Annotated in this window: 10 protein-coding genes; 1 reads left to right on the top strand and 9 read right to left on the bottom strand. The window is 47.2% G+C overall.

The window, feature by feature from the left end; genetic code table 11:
- Positions 1–347: 347 nt before the first annotated feature.
- The 3 genes from asnB to L870_RS0103410 all read right to left on the bottom strand — a co-directional run bounded on the left by asnB (position 348) and on the right by L870_RS0103410 (position 4,432).
- Complete coding sequence (gene asnB, locus L870_RS0103420) at positions 348–2,165, bottom strand: asparagine synthase (glutamine-hydrolyzing) (RefSeq protein ID WP_028516944.1); 1,818 nt, start codon at positions 2,163–2,165, stop codon at positions 348–350.
- Between the two features lie 201 nt (positions 2,166–2,366).
- On the bottom strand, positions 2,367–3,110 hold the full coding sequence (gene pflA, locus L870_RS0103415; RefSeq protein ID WP_028516943.1) for a pyruvate formate-lyase-activating protein: 744 nt from the start codon (positions 3,108–3,110) through the stop codon (positions 2,367–2,369).
- Positions 3,107–4,432, bottom strand: a complete 1,326-nt coding sequence (locus L870_RS0103410; RefSeq protein WP_028516942.1) for a CCA tRNA nucleotidyltransferase — start codon at positions 4,430–4,432, stop codon at positions 3,107–3,109. Before L870_RS0103410 ends, pflA begins: the two co-directional genes overlap by 4 nt.
- Positions 4,433–4,979: 547 nt before the next feature.
- On the opposite strand from L870_RS0103410, the gene L870_RS18315 reads away from it, so the two are divergent.
- The gene (locus tag L870_RS18315; protein WP_028516941.1) at positions 4,980–8,258 is read left to right on the top strand and encodes a carbohydrate-binding domain-containing protein; all 3,279 of its coding nucleotides are present in this window, start codon (positions 4,980–4,982) and stop codon (positions 8,256–8,258) included.
- Between the two features lie 285 nt (positions 8,259–8,543).
- Here L870_RS18315 and L870_RS0103400 read toward each other — a convergent pair whose 3' ends face one another.
- From L870_RS0103400 to L870_RS0103375, 6 genes are all read right to left on the bottom strand, one after another.
- Positions 8,544–10,547, bottom strand: coding sequence for a protein kinase domain-containing protein (locus tag L870_RS0103400; RefSeq protein WP_028516940.1), 2,004 nt, complete (start codon positions 10,545–10,547; stop codon positions 8,544–8,546).
- Positions 10,548–10,761: 214 nt separating this feature from the next.
- Positions 10,762–13,233, bottom strand: coding sequence for a prolipoprotein diacylglyceryl transferase (locus L870_RS18310; protein ID WP_051411388.1), 2,472 nt, complete (start codon positions 13,231–13,233; stop codon positions 10,762–10,764).
- Positions 13,234–13,279: 46 nt separating this feature from the next.
- Positions 13,280–14,527, bottom strand: coding sequence for a glutamate-5-semialdehyde dehydrogenase (locus L870_RS0103390; RefSeq protein WP_028516939.1), 1,248 nt, complete (start codon positions 14,525–14,527; stop codon positions 13,280–13,282).
- A gap of 29 nt (positions 14,528–14,556) precedes the next feature.
- On the bottom strand, positions 14,557–15,348 hold the full coding sequence (gene proB, locus L870_RS0103385) for a glutamate 5-kinase (RefSeq protein WP_028516938.1): 792 nt from the start codon (positions 15,346–15,348) through the stop codon (positions 14,557–14,559).
- 14 nt (positions 15,349–15,362) lie between these two features.
- The gene (locus tag L870_RS0103380; RefSeq protein WP_028516937.1) at positions 15,363–16,313 is read right to left on the bottom strand and encodes a D-2-hydroxyacid dehydrogenase; all 951 of its coding nucleotides are present in this window, start codon (positions 16,311–16,313) and stop codon (positions 15,363–15,365) included.
- A 3-nt stretch (positions 16,314–16,316) separates the two neighbouring features.
- The gene (locus tag L870_RS0103375; RefSeq protein ID WP_028516936.1) at positions 16,317–16,658 is read right to left on the bottom strand and encodes a hypothetical protein; all 342 of its coding nucleotides are present in this window, start codon (positions 16,656–16,658) and stop codon (positions 16,317–16,319) included.
- Positions 16,659–17,003 lie beyond the last annotated feature (345 nt).

Here is a 17,003-nt window from a genome sequence, read left to right as displayed (position 1 = left end):
CAGAGCCTTTGGTCGCTGTTCCCAGCTTTTAAAGAACAGCGAAATAATACGAAGGCGCACCGCAAGGGTGAATTCCGAAAACAATCCAGTGAATTGTTTTCGGAAGAGGGTGACTCCCCACGGGGTGGGGAGATGTCGCAGCGCGACAGAGGGGACGGACCCGATTAGGGGGTCCTGCAAGAGAGGGCGTCCCTTAACAGTTTGATACGCTCTCTTGGGGACGTCGAGGACGCCGTCCCCTACATTTCGGGCGGATAATATCCGCCCCCTACACGGAACGCCGAGGGCGGCGTTCCCTACAATGGGCTAACAGGTCAAATCAAAATTCAGCAAAGCTAAATTATGATTTATGTGAGCTTTATATCGAATCGTTCCAGCCAGTAATTGAGCTGAATGAAGAACGCGATAGTCTGTGGCAGATTCATGAGCTGACCGTACCACTGTACGTGCTCTTCATGCCGCAGCAGCTTTTCAAGCTCTTCGCGTTTGACGAGCTGAGTGAGCCTTTCGCCGCCGTTGTCAAGGATATCCCGCAGCTTCGCGGTAACTCCCTCAAGAAATGCAGGATTATGAGTTTTCGGATATGGACTCTTCCTGCGCCACAGGACTTTTTCGGGCAGCCATTCCTTCATGGCTTCGCGGAGAAGTCCTTTTTCTCTGCCCATATAGTCCTTGTATTCCCACGGCACATTATACAGGTATTCGGCAATTCGGTAGTCGCAGAATGGCACACGGACTTCAAGTCCGCTGTACATGGACATTCTGTCCTTGCGGTCAAGCAGAGTCTGCATGAACCAGTGAAAATTCAGCTGAGTCATCTCGCGCATACGGTATTCGAGGGGACTGTCATCAGGGAGCTTCATGGCGTAGTCGGCAGTTTTTCGGTACGCGCTGTAAACGTATTCCTCGGCATCTATCTTTGCAGCGTAGTCGTCGCAGATGAAGCGTTTGCGGTAGGCAGTGCTCTGCGCCCACGGAAATCCGTCAGTCATGCGGATATCCTTATCCCTGTACCACGGATAGCCGCCGAATATCTCGTCTGCGCACTCGCCAGAAAGTGCAACTGTGCCGTATTTCTTTATCTCGCGGCAGAAAAGCAGGAGAGAAGCGTCCACATCTGCCATTCCCGGGAGCCCCCGTGCTTCTGTGGCTTCATCGAGAGCGGCTATAAGTTCGGGAGTATCGACTACTGTCCAATGGTGGTCTGTACCCAGATATTCAGCCATGCAGGAGATGTACTCGGGGTCACTGTCAGGCTGAAAATGGCTGCTTTGGAAGTATTTATCGTTGTCGCGGTAGTCCACGGAAAAGGTGGAGAGAGTCTTGCCCTGCTTTTTCAGTTCAGAAGCTGCCACCGAGGAAATAAGGCTTGAATCAAGTCCGCCCGAAAGGAAGGTGCATACAGGCACATCGGAAACGAGCTGACGGCGGATAGAGTCAAGAACAAGCTCGCGGACATGCTCGGCGGTCTGTTCAAAGCTCTCGTGGAGCTCATATGCCCGAAGCCGCCAGTATTCCCACAGCCGCAGCCCGTCTGTACTGTAATATCCACACCAGCCTGCGTTAAGCTCCTTGACTCCGCGAATGACTCCGCAGCCCATAGTTCGTCCCGGGGCAATGAGGAGAAGCTCCGCCGCACCCTGAGCGTCTATCTCATGTGGGATATCTGGGTGTTCAAGTAGAGCAGGGAGCTCGGAGGCGAAAATGAGCTTGCTGCCCGTGTCATAGTAGAAAAGGGGCTTTACGCCTATCCTGTCACGGGCAAGGAAAACGCGGTGCTCCTGCTCGTCGCAAACTGCAAAGGCAAAGATTCCATTGAATTTGTCGACGCAGGAGCTGCCCCATTTTATGTAGCTTTTGAGAACTACCTCGGTATCGGAATGAGTGTCAAAGGAGAATTCGTCGGACAGCTCTTTGCGGAGCTCAGCGGTATTGTAAAGCTCGCCGTTATATACAATTGTATATTTCCCGCAGCTCATAGGCTGTCTGCCGCCGTCAATGTCAATGACTGCAAGACGGGTGTGTATAAGTGCAGCTTCACGGGTCAGCGTCATGCTATGCTGATCGGGACCGCGGCGCAGAAGCGCACGCTGCATTTTCTCATAAATTTTCATATCCTCGCGCATATCTTCAATAAAGCTTATAGCTCCTGCAATTCCGCACATAATATCTCTCCACCGCTTTACAGCATACGGCACGCTGTTATAAATCCTAATTTTGCTTTGCAAAATAGGATTTGAGTAAGTAGTTAGTAGATAGTAGAGAGTAGAAACAGCTTCGCTGCATAATACTACTTACTACTCACTACTCTCTACTTACTAATAATATGAAAAAGACCTCTGATGTGTGTCAGAGGCCGTGAGATATTATTTTTGTTTGCGGAGTCCCGAACGTATGCCGTCCATAATTGTGTTGCGCGCTTTTATGGCATCCTTCTTAGAGAGTGGAGGTGTGTCGCCGAGAGGATAATCCAGTCCCAGCTCTGCATATTTCGGCTTTGCCATGTCGTGATAGGGGAGCACATCAAGGGCTTTCAGATTGCTCAAAGTGGACAGATACTCGCCAAGCGCGAAAAGCTCCTCATATTTATCGGTAATACCCGGCACTACAACGTGGCGTATCCATACAGGTATGCCCATATCACGGATATGCTCGGCAAATGCAAGGATATTGCTGTTTCCCTTGCCTGTAAGCTCCTTGTGGCAGTCGCTGTCGATGTGCTTTATGTCCAGCATAACAAGGTCTGTATATTTCAGCACTTCGTCTATCTTTTCGTGATGTGAAGGATCGTAAACTCCTGCGGAAGTGTCAAGGCAGGTGTGGACACCCTTGCTTTTTGCAAGTGCAAAAAGCTCTGCAAGGAATTCGGGCTGAGCAAGAGGTTCGCCGCCTGTTGCGGTGATACCGCCTGTTTTGAGAAACTCCTTATATGAATCGTACTCTTTCATAAGCTCCTCTGCGGTAGTCTCTTTGCCGCCTGAAAAGTCCCATGTATCAGGGTTGTGGCAGTATTTGCACCTCAGCGGACAGCCCTGAAAAAACACCACAAAGCGTACTCCCGGACCGTCAACTGTTCCGAAGCTCTCTGTTGAATGTATTCTTCCTGTCATAACCTGCACCTCTGTTCTGCATAATCCATTATCTCGGCTTTGCTGTTGCTAAGGTTCCCGTCTATGACATGTCCGAGTATCTCGTGCAGCAGACTGCCTATTTCCGAGCCTTTAAAGCCCAGTACAGCAAGGTCTGAGCCTTTTATAACAAGTCCGCGGATATTTCTGCACTCGTTATTGGCAACTATTTCGTGCCCCATTTCGATAAGCTTGTCAAAGAAGATGTTCTCTTCGAGGACGAATTCATTTTTAGCCGAGTTATCGCATTTTTTCATGACCATAAGGCTGAAGAAAAGCTCGTCCCCGATATTGGACATCATTTTCTTCACATCTGCGCGGCAGCGTATCTTTTTGCTGTGATTGGCGATAAGCGTGGAAACATCGGTGATTGACCTATTGTCGTAGCGCAGCTCCTTCATCAGCTCCCGAGTCATTTCCGCACCAACACTGTCATGCTTTTTGAAGTGTCCGCGACCGTTTTCGTCAAGTGTCATACATGCAGGTTTGCCGATATCGTGGAAGAAAAGAGCTCTGCGGAGCTGTATATCCTCGCAGGGAGCAGAAGCAAGTGCGCGGACGATATGCTCCCAAACCGTGTATTTATGGTATGGTGAGCGCTGGTCAAGTCCGATGCATGGCTGAAATTCGGGGATAACTGCGGTGATTATGTCGCTGTAATCAAGCAGCACATCAATGCAGTTTTTGCCGCAGATAAGCTTGTCAAGCTCGTCACGTATACGTTCACGGGATATTTTTTTCAGGTCGTCTTTCATTCTGTGTACGGCTGCTGCGGTAGCTTCGTCGATAGTGAAGCCGAGCTGCGACGAAAAACGAACAGCCCGCATTATCCTGAGAGCGTCCTCGGTGAAACGCTTTTCCGGCTCACCGACACATCTTATGATACCTGCTGCGATGTCGTTTTTTCCGCCGAATGGGTCGATGATGCTGCCGTTTTTGTCCATTGCAATGGCATTTACAGTGAAATCACGGCGCGCAAGGTCGGCGGTAATATCAGATGTGAACTCTACTTTGTCGGGGCGGCGGTGGTCGGAGTATTCACCGTCGATGCGGTAAGTAGTTATCTCAAAGGGCGAGCCTCCACAAAGTACGGTGACAGTACCGTGCTTTATTCCCGTGGGTATTACTCTGTAATCGCGGAAAACTTCCAGTATCTGCTGGGGAAGAGCATTTGTGGTAATATCTATATCGTGGCAGTTCCTGCCCATTATGCCGTCGCGGACACAGCCGCCGACCATATATGCCTCAAAGCCGCAGCTTTCAAGCTCTGTAAGTATCTGCCGAGTATTCGTATCTATTTTCACAGTGGCTGCCTCCCTTCTTCAGTAAGTAGTAAGTAGAGAGTAGAAAGTAGAATGGTTATATTCGCTTTGCTCACATAATTTAAATGTGTCGCCGAAAGCGGCTCCGCAACTCTCAATTCTCAACTTAATCATAATCAAGCTTCGCCGAGTAGTAACTGCTATCTGTTTACTACTCTCTACTCACTATTCACTAATTACTAATCACTAAAAACTATTATACTGCAAATGTGGCTTTTTTGCAAGTCGTTTTGAATCATACAGCAATTATGGATTGAATAATGCTGTTTTTGAGGTGAAGCAATGTGCTCAATGAGGATATGTTATTTTTGTGCTGATTGCTAAATTGATTAAAGAAGGTAAAAAGTGTATAATAAAAAATAGGGGATATGATAGAGGAATTAAAAAAACTGTGCCCATATAATAGCAATCTTAAGACTCTTTTAAGTCAAATTTAAGATTATTTCAAGGTGCAGACATTATAATCTAACTATAGTCAAAACTTGGTTGACTTTGAATGGGCGATATTAAAAAAAGGAGAATGATATTTATGAAAAAGCATGGCTTAAAGAAGCTTGTTGCAGGTCTTTCAGCAGTATGTGTTGCTGCTTCTGCACTTCCTGTTTGCAGTTTTGCAGCTGATGCCGCTGTTTCAACAATAGTCGGCGATGCCAACAGTGACGGACAGGTTGATCTTTCCGATGCTGTTATGATAATGCAGGCACTTGCCAATCCTAATAAGTACGGCGTAGGCGGTTCAGACGCTCATGCTATTACTGAACAGGGCTGGAAGAATGCTGACTGTAACGGCGCAAACGACGGTGTATCCACAAATGATGCGCTTGCTATCCAGATGTATCTCTTAGGCAAGGGCGAGCTTAGCAGCGGCAAGACAGACGTTCCGCCTGTTACAGATGCTACTAAGATCCACCTTAAGAACACTTCTATCGAGGTCGAGGGCGAGAATGCAACAGTAAGCGGTACTACAGTTACTATCACTCATTCGGGTGAGTTTTACATTGACGGTACTCTCGATGACGGACAGATAAACGTAAATATTGCTGATACAACAGCAGATGCTGAGACAGTAAAGATCTTCCTCAACAATGCAAATATCACAGGTAAGACTGCTCCTGCTATCTATGTTACAAATGCGGAGAATACCTCTATAAACATTGTTGACGGTACTACTAATACAATTACAGACGGTGACACTGCTTATTCAGGGGATAACGCTAAATTAGCTGTTATCGAAGCTAAGGACGACCTTACTATCAAGGGCGGCGAAAATGGCGACGGTGTTCTCAATATAACTGCTAACACTCAGGACGCTATCTCATGCAACAATGATATCAAGTTCAACGGCGGTGATATTACTATCGAGGCGCTGAACTCTACAGATAAGACTGACGCTGTAAAGGGCAAGAAGTCCGTTACAGTAAAGAGCGGCAAGCTCAAGGTAGAAGCTGAGGGCGACGGTATCAAGTCGAGCAAGGGCGCAGTTACTATCTCAGGCGGTACTACCAAGATCAAGGCGGGTAATGATGCTGTACAGGCTGAAACAACTATCGACATCAGCGGCGGCAAGCTCATTGCAGGCGGCGACAGAGGCCTTACAGCTGTAACAGGCGTTAATATCACAGGCGGTACAGTAATTGCTACTGCTACTGATAATCAGGTTGATGAAAAGCTCCTTACAGGCACTACACAGACTACTGCACTGCTCAATTGTATCCTTAATTCCGAAAATTCAAAGGACGGTACATGGAGCAAGGACAATGCATTAGTTGCAGGCAGTGTTGATGTAAAGTATCAGAAGAAGTACAGATATGTCCTCTTCAGCGATGAGTCTATCAACGGCGCTAAGTCATGCGGCTTCAAGAACCTTGCAACAGGTAATGCTGTAACTCATACAGACGGCAAGCAGACACAGTTCCAGCTCAGCCTTGTAACTGTATTCGATAATGTTGATCCTACAGGTATAAGCAGCGGTACAACTACCGATCCTACTACACCTGATGATCCTACACCAGTTACAGAAGGTCTTACAATAACTCTTTCTGACGCAGGTATGACCACAAATGCTTCATCAGAAGCTAAGGTGGAGAATAACGTCTGCACTATCTCTCAGCCCGGCGTATTTACAGTAACAGGCGAGATGACAGGCGGTCAGATCATAGTTGACGTAGACAAGACTGCTTATCCCGACGGAGTTGTAGAGCTTGATCTCAGCGGCATGAGCCTTACAAATACAAAAACTTCTCCTATATATGTAGCGTCTATCGCAGACGAGGTCGTTATCGTTGCAAAGAACGGCACAGAGAATACTATCTCTGACGGTACTGAGTACACAAATGCTGACAACGATACTGGAGCTATCTACTCCAAGGACGATATAAAGTTCAAGGGCAAGGGCAAGCTCACAGTAAACGGCAACGCAGCAGATGCTATCGTAGGCAAGGACGATATAAAGATATACAACGGCACTTTGGTCGTTAACGCAGCTGATGACGGTATCCGTGCAAAGGATACTCTCACTATCGGCAATGCACCAACAGACGGTAAGGAAGAGGACTATTCGGCTCTCTCCGTAACCGTAAAAACAAAGGCTGGCGACGGTATCAAGGCAACTTCCACTGATGTTTCTTCAACAGCAAAGCAGTTGGGACTTGTTACTATCAACGGCGGTACTATAAATATTGATTCCTACGCTGACGGTATCTCAGCAGAGCAGTTCTTCACCATGAACGGCGGCGATCTGACTATCAAGACCTTTGAGGGCAGCTCATACACAGGCAGCGGCTCAACAGGCGGCAATAACGGCGGCTTCAATCCCGGCGGCGGCAGACCCGGCGGCGGAATGGGCGGCATGATGGACGGAAACTCCAACAAGACCGACATATCCGCAAAGGGCATAAAGGCTGTAGGTCTTTATGACGAGGCTGGCACTACATGGCAGAGCGTAGGCGATATCACTATCAATGACGGTACTATCACTATCGACTCCTCAGATGACTGTATTCACTGCGGCGGTAGTATGCAGCTTATCGGCGGCGAGTTAAAGCTTTCATCAGCTGATGACGGTGCTCATGCAGACCATGAGCTCACTATCGGTACTAAGAACAGCGGCAGCTACGAGGATATCGTTATCGCTGTAGAGAAGTGCTATGAGGGTATCGAAGCACAGAAAATTTACCAGAACAGCGGTTCTGTTATCGTAAACTCCACTGACGACGGCTACAATGCAGCAGGCGGCAGTGACGGTTCAGGAATGGGTAACACAGGTATGCCTTGGCAGCAGGGCGGCGGCGGATTTGGAGGCGGCGGCTTCGGCGGCGGCAACTCAGGAAACTATCTTCTCCAGTTCAACGGCGGTTTAGCAATAGTCAATGCTACCAACGGCGACCACGACGGTTACGATTCCAACGGTAATATTGAAATAAACGGCGGCTACATCATCTCAAACGGCAACGAGCCATTTGACTGCGGCGACGGCGGCAGCACTATCTCAGTAAAGGGCGGCACATGGGTATCAAATTGTCCTTCGGGCGGAATGAGCATGGGCGGCAGTGAGATGTCTGCAAGCGTTACAGCTTCATCGAATGTATCCGCAAACACAAGATTATCACTGGTAGAAAGCGACGGAAAGGTAATAGTATCTTTCATCGTAGACAAGGCTGTAAGTCAGTTAAAGGCAGGCGGCAATGGAACATCGGGCGCATCTTTCTACACAGGCGGAACACTTAACGGTTCCACATATTTCCAGCAGGTCGATCCGACTCAGCTTGCAGCCTTTGGCGGTACACTCTCAGGAGGTACGAAGTGTTAATGACTGTAAGGAAAGTCGTTTTCGATAAATGATATTCTTTACAATTTATCATAAAAGCCACAGTGTAAGCTGTGGCTTTTATGATTTCAGAAACAAAGAGTTAGAGCAGAAGTAAAAAGTTGAGAGTTTAGAGTTGTGGAGTCGCCTTCGGCGACATTATTTAAATAATGTGAGCGGAGCGAACACATTAACTCTCAATTCTCAACTCTCAACTCTGAACTAAACGATAATACAAAGCCCCGAAGCAATTAAACTGCCTCGGGGCTGAACTTATCATAGGATATATTACTGTGGGTTTTCGCCGCCCTCGCCGCCTTGTTCAACAGGCTGCTGCTCAACAGGTGGAGCAGGAGGATCAGTCGGTGCTTCTGTTGGCGGCTCTGTAGGTGCAGGAGCCTGAGTTGTAGGTACAGGAGCCTGAGTTGTAGGTACGGGAGCCTGTGTAGTAACAACAGGAGCCTGTGTAGTCGGAGCAGCTGTAGTATACTGAGGTGCTTCCGAAGTCTCGGCAACATAGTATACCGTAAGCTTTTTGCCATCCTTGTTGCTGAAGAAATCTCCTGCGTGAACGACCTTGCCGTCTACCTGTATCTCAACTACTGTATTTGCCTTGCCGTAGGAGTTTTTTGACTCAACGAACTGATAATTGAAATCGGTGATACCTGCCTTGTCAAGAGCGTTCTTGTACTGTTCAACAGTCAAACCTGAATAATCAGGGATATAAGCTGATGACTTACCTTTGCTTACCTTTACCTTGATAACCTGTCCCTGTGCAATCATTTCGCCTGCCTTGACGCTCTGCTCATAGATCATGTCGTTTTCATAATTGTCATTGTAAGCATATTCGGCATCAAGTACGAAATGTTCCTTCCACAGATCCTTGGAGTGTTCATAGAACTTTCCCACAAGATCAGGCATTTCGGTATCTGCTGCCTTTGTGGTCTCCTTTTCGTCGATTACGTTTTCGGTAACTGACGGGCGTTTCGGCGTTACTGTTGTGGTATCCTCTTCCTCGGGATTTGAGAAAATTTTGATTATTATCACCGCAAGGGTCATAAGTATTGCAAGCAGCAATAGACCGATGATTATCGGAACTTTTATACGGTCAACGGTATTGACCTTTTCGTAGTTATAGCTGTCATTGCGGCGTGACTGAGCACTGCGCTGATGTATCACGTTCTGAGGCTCAGGCTGCTGATACTGTGGCTGCTGCTCATATGCAGGCTGTTCGTAAGCTGTCTGCTGATACTGCTGCTGCTCATATGAGGACTGAACAGGCTCAGGAAGTACAGTTGTACTTTCAAGATCTTCCTCTTCTTCCTCAGTGGGCTGCTCAAACAGTCGTGTAACAAGCTCTGTGATAGTCTGTATACGGTCTCTGCCGTTTAAATTCATACCCTCCATGATAACTCTTGATACATGGCGCGGTATACGCGAATCAAGGTCATGGGGCTCGTGCAGGTCATCGTGCTTCAGGCGGCTGAGTGAGTCAACAGGCATACAGCCTGTAAGCGCTCTGTAGAGAAGAGCACAGACTCCGTAAACATCAGTCCATGAACCCTGACGGCTGCTGCTGTTTGCAGAATACTGCTCGGGAGCTGCATAGCCCTTGAAAAGCTCGTATTCAAGACCTGCGTTTGCAGTTCTTACAGCTGATACGCAGAAGCCTGAGAGCTTCAGCTCACCCTTGTCTGTTATATACACAGTATCAGGGCTTATAGCGCGATGAATTATACCTGCGTTATGGAGTATGCCGATAGTAGTAAAGAGAGGCGGGAATATCTTTGATACCTGCTCCCAGCTCAGCTCGCCTGCATTTTCCTTGAGGTAGTCGAGCATTTTAACGCCTTCGATGTACTCAAAGATAGTGTAGGTGGTATTGTTCTCGGCAAACATATCGAGGATAGGCGGTATATTGGTATTGTTCCTGAGTCTTGCAAGAGACTTGTTTAGCTCGGTATATTCCGCCATAAAAGCCTTGTATTTAGCAAGGTTGTTATAGTTTACGCTTATAGTTGGTTTGTTTTTTACACGGGTGCAGAGGTTTATAGGGACATATTCCCTGATATGTACTTTCTTTCCTGTAGAAATATCAGTGCCTATATAGGTAGCACCCTCACCGTTGTATTCCAGAAGAATACCGCAGAGGTACTTGCCGTGGAGTATCGTACCGGGTGGGACATACATGGGTTCGTGAGCGTCGCTTTCCACAAATCCGCAGGACGGACATACATGAAGCGATGCATCATACTGTTCCATGCATCTGTAGCAAAATTTACTGTCTCCCAAAGCAGCTCCTCCTCCTAAAGATAATAGATGCATAAAAAAGGCATCATATCTATTTTATCAGTAAAAAAGCAAAATGTCAACCGTTTAGAGCCTTATAATCCTAATTCTTGTGAATTTGTATTTCTTTTGTAATAATTTCAGGGGCTTTTTTTCTCATTTGTAATAATTGGAGCAAAACAACGAGGTTCGGGAGCAGTCCCGAACCTCGTTATTATTATATATTTCCGCTGTTTACAGAAAGTATCTTCATAGAGCTGAATTTGAATGTACCGTCATCCTTTTCGGTAAGGCGGAATTCAACTTGTTTTGATACGTTCTTTTCCATCCACTGCGGGAGCTCATCAACATAGTCAACGGTGAGGGTATAGTTCTTTCCGTTCTTGACGATAGACTTTATCTCAGGTGAATATGTGTGAGTTATAGGCTTTAATCTTACGTTGTATACGCCGTCAGCGTAGTAGAAACGTGATTCCAGCGGTCCGACTGTAGCATGAGTGAATTCAGGCAGATTTTCACCGAAAAGGTCTACTGCGTACTTTTCTACGTCTACATCGGGGATCGAAACGGTATCAAGAGTAGGCTCATACTTTGATATCTTGCTGTCGTCCATGATTATCGACCAGATAGTAGCTGTGATTATCTGCTCGGAGGTGAGCTGTGAAGGATCTGAGAACGGCTCTATATCCATAATTGCAGCAGGATATATCATCTGAGTGAAGCTGTCCTTCTTTGCTTCGCCTGAAGTGAAGCTGCGGAAGAATCCCACACATTTGATTATGGTAGCGATAATGCCGATAACTGCAAATATGGTAAATATTACGCCAAGAACAGTATAAAGGCGCTTTTTCTTGTAAGGGTCGCCTGCTATAGCTTCATCAGGCTCGGTATGCTCCTTGCGCTGAACAATAAGCTCATCTGGGTCTTCATCGAGTATGCGTCCGAGAGCAGATGTGATCTTTCCTTTTGGCTTCTGAGGAGAAGTTTCCGAAGGCTCAGAAGCTTTTCCGGCTTCTGTTTCAGGTTTTTCAGCATTTTCCTCAGCTGATGTTTCAGTGGCTTCTGTATCTTCAGGAGCTGATACAGGTTCTTCCTCGGTCAGGAAGCTTTCATCAGCAGTCTCGTTGTCGGAAGCTACAGCAGGTGCAACTGCACCCATCTGTGCTCTTCTCATTTCGATGACCTGCTGCTGTTTGTCGGCAGAAAGTTCGTCAAAACGTTCTTTGAGCTCCGGAGATAACCCTGCGATTATATCCTCGTCTGAGAGTATCAGCGGCTCACTTGGAGCTTCGGCAGCTTCTTCCTTTGGAGCATTCATATCTGCAATGGCTTCTGCCGCGTCCTCGCGGATATTGTCCAGCATACTGCCTACAGGGTCACTGTCTGAAACAGCTTCAACGCTGTCCTCGGGGTGATTTATTGCAGCGATAGCTGCGTCTATAAGCTCTGTTGCCGACGGAGAATCAGCTGTTTCAAACAGTCCTTCCTCGGGAGCAGGCTCTGTATCTGCATCGGGCTTGGTCTCTTCCTTGCCCTTGCCCATAAGCTTCTTGAAAAATCCAAGTTTCTTTGGCTTTTCGGTCTCTTCTTCCTGTATATCGGCAGCAGCTTCTTCCGCAGCTTCGCCAAGAGATCCGATAGCTTCTTCAACAGCGTTATCAGATGAAGAGTTTACGATGATCTCCTCGTCCATAGTAACGGCAGTGGGAACATCAGACGCTGCTTCTTCGGCAAGACGCTTCATTTCCTCGATCTGACGGAGCTTTTCTTCTTCAAGTGCTATGCGGCGCTGTTCAGCCTCTTCCTCGGCAATGCGCAGTCTTTCGGCTTCTTCTTCAAGTCTCCGACGTTCAGCCTCTTCCTCTGCAAGGCGCTGTATTTCAGCTTCTTCGGCGAGTCTCTGGCGCTCAGACTCTTCCTCGGCGATACGCTGTCTTTCGGCTTCTTCGGCGAGTCTCTGACGTTCAGCTTCTTCCTCAAGCCTTCTTCTTTCAGCAGCTTCCTCTGCAAGGCGTTTTTTCTCCGCAGCAGCTTCTGCGATCCTGCGTGATCTTTCTTCTTCCTCAGCGATGCGCTGCCTTTCAGCCTCTTCTCTTTCAAGTCTTCGCTGCTCGGCTTCTTCCATTAAACGCTGTCGCTCGGCAGCAGCCTCGGCTGCTCTTCTGGCTCTTTCAGCTGCTCTTGCTTCCTCAGCGGCAGCTTCACTGGCAAGCTGTGCCTGTCTTTCTTTTTCGGCTTCTTCGCGTCTGAGTGCTTCATAATCAGGGAGTTCACCTGTTATGACTATTTTCTTTTTCTTTGCAGGCTTCGGGAGCTCTTCGCTCATTGGGATAGCATCGAATACTCTTGTCATTTCTGCCGAAGCCTCTGTATGCATGACTTCGGATATGATATTCGGTACTTCTTCCTCTTCTTCCTGCATTTCAGGCTCGGAAGTTTTTTCTGCCGGCGGTGCGAACTCCCATACAGAAGGCGGTGTATCCTCATGGTACTCCTCAGCGGGAGCGGTATCATCAAGGTAATGCTTTTTCTCGTCTTCAAGTGCGTGGAGCAGATCGTCGACCGACATATCGTCGAATTTGCTCTTTCTTACGGAACGGGGAGTATTATGGCTGCGGGCAGGAGTGCTCCCACCGCCGCCGTCCATAAGACTGTTGAGCATATCGTCAAGATCTTTTCTAATAGCCATTTCGACCTCCAAAAATCAAATAAAAACTGGATATATAATAAGTCAGTTATCTTATCTGACCGTTTCCGTTGATCAGATACTTAACTGTTGTAAGTTCAGTAAGTCCCATAGGACCTCTTGCGTGGAGCTTCTGTGTGGAAATGCCTATTTCTGCGCCGAAGCCAAATTCTCCGCCGTCTGTGAAGCGTGTGGAAGCGTTTACGTAAACAGCCGCAGCGTCTACCTGCTTCTGGAATTTCTGTGCATTTTCGAGTGAACGTGTAATTATGCACTCGGAATGCTTTGTGCTGTACTTTCTTATATGAGCGATAGCTTCATCTATATCGTCAACTACTTTTACAGCGATGATGTAGTCATCGAACTCTGTTGCATATTCTGTTTCGGTAGCTTTTTCAACTGAACTGCCAAGAATAGCGATAGTTCTGTCACAGCCGTATATCTTCACGTTATGTACCTTGAAGCGTTCAGCTATCAGCGGCAGGAACTTGTCTGCGATATCCTTGTGAACGAGAAGGCTCTCGATAGCGTTGCATACGGAAGGACGCTGAGTCTTTGCATTGTCGGTCACTTCAACAGCCATATCAAGGTCAGCAGAAGCGTCAACGTAAACGTGGCAGTTGCCTGCGCCTGTTTCAATAACAGGTACGGTAGCATTCTTGACTACAGCCTGTATAAGACCTGCACTGCCTCGTGGGATTATAACGTCCACATAGCCGTTGAGGCGCATGATCTCGGTAGTTGTCTCACGGTCGGTCTTATCAACGACCTGAACCATATCAGCAGGGAGTCCTGCTTCCTCGATAGCTTTTCGCATTATATTTCCGAGGCATACATTGGAGTTGATAGCTTCCTTGCCGCCCTTGAGGATAACTACGTTTCCTGTTTTAAGGCAGAGTGCGGCAGCATCAACAGTTACATTCGGGCGTGACTCATAGATTATTCCGATAACGCCCAGCGGTACACGAGTCTTGATTATCTGCAAGCCGTTTGGACGGTTGCCGCCGCCGATTACCTCACCGATAGGATCGGGGAGATTGATTATATCGTAAAGGCTCTTTGCGATATCCTCGATACGCTTTTCGTTAAGCATAAGTCTGTCCTGTTTGGCTTCCGACATACCGTTAGCCTTAGCGTTTTCGATATCCTTTGCGTTTTCAGCGATTATAAGGTCTTTGTTAGCAATAAGTGCCTTTGAGATCGCTGCAAGAGCGTTATTTTTCTGTGATGTGGAAGCGCTTATGGCAGCAGCTTCCGCAGCCTTGGCTCTTTTGCCCAGTTCCTCTGTATAACTCATAATTACACCTCGTTGTTAGTGGTCTATTATTATTGTGCTTTGAAAAGTGTGCCTATCTCTTTGTCCTCAAAGAGGTCATAGAGCTTTTCGGGGTCTTTTCCGTTCATGATTATCATGTCTATGCCCGCATTTGTGGCTATTTTGGCAGCGGTTATCTTTGTTGACATACCGCCTGTGCCCAGACTTGTTCCTGCACCGCCTGCAACAGCCTCTATCTCGGGAGTTATCTTCTCGACGAGGGGGATAGGCTTTGCGTCGGGATTTGAACGTGGGTCGTCGTCGTATAAAGCGTCTATATCAGAGAGTATAAGCAGCAGATCAGCGCGTGAAAGCTCTGCAACAAGAGCTGAAAGAGAATCGTTCTCGCCTATTTCAAGCTCCAGCTCATCTATAGCGATAGTATCGTTTTCGTTGACTATAGGGATAACGCCCATATTCACCAGCTTCTCTACGGTATTCATGAAGTTTTCGCAGTGATTGGGGTTATTTATAATTGCCTTTGTGAGCAGTATCTGTGCCACTGTTACGCTGTATTTAGCGAACATATCATCGTATACATGCATGAGCTCGCACTGTCCGATAGCGGCTACAGCCTGTTTTGTCTTGGTATCCTTTGGCTTTTCGGGGAGACCCAGCTTTCCTGCGCCCAGACCTACAGCTCCCGAAGATACCATGATTATTTCACGGCCCGAGTTGTGAAGGTCGGAAATAACGCGCACAAGATTTGTCATTCTGCGGATATTCAGCTTGCCTGTCTTGTGGGCAAGGGTGGAAGTACCAAGCTTTATGACGATACGCTTTTTTTCTGATATATTTCTCATAGGATCAGCTTCCTTTAGTTGACTTTGTTCTGCGGACAGCCCTTCTGCCACGCTTTTATATTGCTGCATACGATGTCCACAAGGCGTTCTCTTGTTTCGAGAGGTGCCCATGCTGTATGCGGAGTAATTACGCAGTTTTCAGCACCTTTAAGGGGAGTGTCGGGAGACATGGGCTCCTTTACCAGTACATCGAGATAAGCAGCTGCTATCTTTCCGTCATTGAGTGCTTTTGCGAGGTCGGCTTCATTGACAACGCCGCCGCGTGAGGTATTTATCAGCATAGCAGACGGCTTCATATGCGAGATGAGCTCGCTGTTGATGATGCCTGCTGTTTTGTCTGTGAGAGGACAGTGGAAGGTGAGTACATCAGCCTTTTCTGCGGCTGTGAACAGGTCTGTGACCTCATATGGGCAGTCCTTTGGCTGAGTCCTTGTGCTTACGACTATATTCATGCCGAAGGCAGAGCCTATCTCAGCAACCCTGCGTCCTATAGAACCGAAGCCCACAATGGAAAGAGTCTTTCCTGCAAGCTCGGCAGTAGGTACGGGGAAGTAAGAGAATGCGGGAGAACGCTCCCACTCGCCGTTCTTTACAGCAATATCGTAGTCTCTTATGCGGCTGAAGCGGTCGAGTATGTAGGCGAAGGTCTGCTGTGCAACAGCGTCAGTGGAATACTGACCTGCATTGCAGACAACGATGCCTTTTTCTGCGGCATAGTCTATATCAACATTGTTGAAGCCTGTGGCAAAAAGTCCGATATACTTGATATTCGGGCAGGCGTCCATAACTTCCTTTGTGATGAGCACCTTATTGCAGAGAACGATGTCTGCATCTCCGATATTGGCAGCTGTTTCCTCGGGGGGAGTAAGGGGGATTATCCTTACATCGCCCAGCTCTTCAAGCTGAGAAGTGGGGATATCACCGCTGATGTTGACGGTATACCAGTCAAGGACTGCAATTTTCACAGCTTAGTCCTCCTTAGCCTTTTTATCGGAAGATGCACTTGTTTCAGCTTCATTTGGCTTTGAGAAAATAGTTGTGAAAATTGCGATCAGGAAAAGTATAAGTTCAATTGCGCCAACTGTATAGAAAAGAGTTCTGTTGTTTGAGATCCATAAAAGAAGTGAAATTGGCGCAGCTACTGCGAAAACAAGCTGATATGGCTTTTTCTGTACAGCGAATCTGTAGCTGAAAAAGATTAAGGAAATTACAGCAAGTGAAATATGTAATTTAAAGGGGAATGGAAAAATGATCGGATTATTTACGTCTGATATTTTTGCTAAACAAGTGAGCATATTTGTAAGATTCATACTATCTCCTTACCTCCGCCGTTTTTATAACTGAAAAAGTGGCGGAATTTATAAATTTGCAAAAGTCTGCACATTACAGTATAACATAAACGGCGGAAAAATTCAACTATTTTTTAAAAAATACACAAAAAATTTATGACGCATTTCTGCGTATTTTCGGATGTTTTTAACAGGGGGTTGAATTTTTTGCCGAACAGACGTATAATATAGGGAGTAGTGAGTAGTAGGGGAGCCTGCCTTCGGGCTCCCACATCATACATTCCAATTAACATTAGCGCGCTGTAGGGGCTGGTGTCCGCGACAGCCCGTAAATTTAGAATGTAGGGCCGGCGTTCCGCCGCCCGT

It is taken from the genome of Ruminococcus flavefaciens ATCC 19208, assembly GCF_000518765.1.
GTDB lineage: Bacteria > Bacillota > Clostridia > Oscillospirales > Ruminococcaceae > Ruminococcus > Ruminococcus flavefaciens.
The sequence above is the reverse complement of the archived record's forward strand: the minus strand, read 5'-3'. Positions and strand labels throughout refer to the sequence as shown.

Excerpts from the sequence above, each read along its gene's own strand:
- asnB (WP_028516944.1), bottom strand. The coding sequence starts at position 2,165 with ATGTGCGGAATTGCAGGAGCTATAAGCTTTATTGAAGATATGCGCGAG.
- pflA (WP_028516943.1), bottom strand. The coding sequence starts at position 3,110 with ATGACAGGAAGAATACATTCAACAGAGAGCTTCGGAACAGTTGACGGT.
- proB (WP_028516938.1), bottom strand. The coding sequence starts at position 15,348 with ATGAGAAATATATCAGAAAAAAAGCGTATCGTCATAAAGCTTGGTACT.
- L870_RS0103390 (WP_028516939.1), bottom strand. The coding sequence starts at position 14,527 with ATGAGTTATACAGAGGAACTGGGCAAAAGAGCCAAGGCTGCGGAAGCT.
- L870_RS0103375 (WP_028516936.1), bottom strand. The coding sequence starts at position 16,658 with ATGAATCTTACAAATATGCTCACTTGTTTAGCAAAAATATCAGACGTA.
- L870_RS18310 (WP_051411388.1), bottom strand. The coding sequence starts at position 13,233 with ATGGCTATTAGAAAAGATCTTGACGATATGCTCAACAGTCTTATGGAC.
- L870_RS18315 (WP_028516941.1), top strand. The coding sequence starts at position 4,980 with ATGAAAAAGCATGGCTTAAAGAAGCTTGTTGCAGGTCTTTCAGCAGTA.